Source organism: Neisseria sp. HMSC066H01 (assembly GCF_001837375.1).
Lineage (GTDB): Bacteria > Pseudomonadota > Gammaproteobacteria > Burkholderiales > Neisseriaceae > Neisseria.
In genome coordinates this window covers 1-604 of sequence record NZ_KV832181.1, presented here as the reverse complement: position 1 = coordinate 604, position 604 = coordinate 1, and the positions used below count along the sequence as shown (strand labels likewise).

General features: G+C 44.9%; 1 protein-coding gene and 1 pseudogene. Both read left to right on the top strand.

The annotated features are described in order from the left end of the window. Nucleotides 1-83 precede the first annotated feature (83 nt). Entirely contained in the window at nucleotides 84-314 is a 231-nt protein-coding gene (locus tag HMPREF2551_RS00160; protein WP_070836709.1) for a hypothetical protein, read from the top strand. A 22-nt stretch (nucleotides 315-336) separates the two neighbouring features. Beyond that, nucleotides 337-604 (top strand): annotated as a pseudogene (locus HMPREF2551_RS00155) (replication initiation factor family protein); the annotation flags it as partial.

Below are 604 nucleotides of genomic sequence, written 5' to 3'. Positions count from 1 at the left end.
CCTTATATATTGCGTTCCGTCAGGGGCGCATATTCTTAATTCTTGTAAAGCCCCTTAACTCTAGCCAGTGAAGGGGCTTAATCATGTTTATTTTCTATACCGTCAATCCCGAACCCTTATCTTTCCCGAAAGCATACATCTTGAAAGTGTTCAGGGATAAAGACAACGAATCCCAATGCATCAAAACATTTTGTTTCCCTATCCGCAATCCGACTTTGAAACAAAAAACCGAAAACGAAGCGTATGAATTCGGCAGATTGTTTGTAAAAGAACTGATGGATAAGGAATGCAACCGTGAAAGCCTTGGAAGATAAAGCCGTGGCGGTAGGCGCAGACATGGCGGCCGCGCCAGCGGACGGCAAGGCTGCGACAACCGCCGAAGGCTGCCCCCCTAGGCTAATAGGGGGGGAGCAAAATAAAACCCCTAATCCGAAGGGTGCGGAAAAATCGGAGAACCAAGACTTCGAATTTGAATATTTCAGCCATTTCGTATCGGATGGAAAAGGAAAATTCATTGAAATACCGTTAAGAAGAGGAAGGGATGACGGCGCATTTATTGACCAAATAACTTTCACAATTCACGAAGACAGTTTGCCGAAAGTAA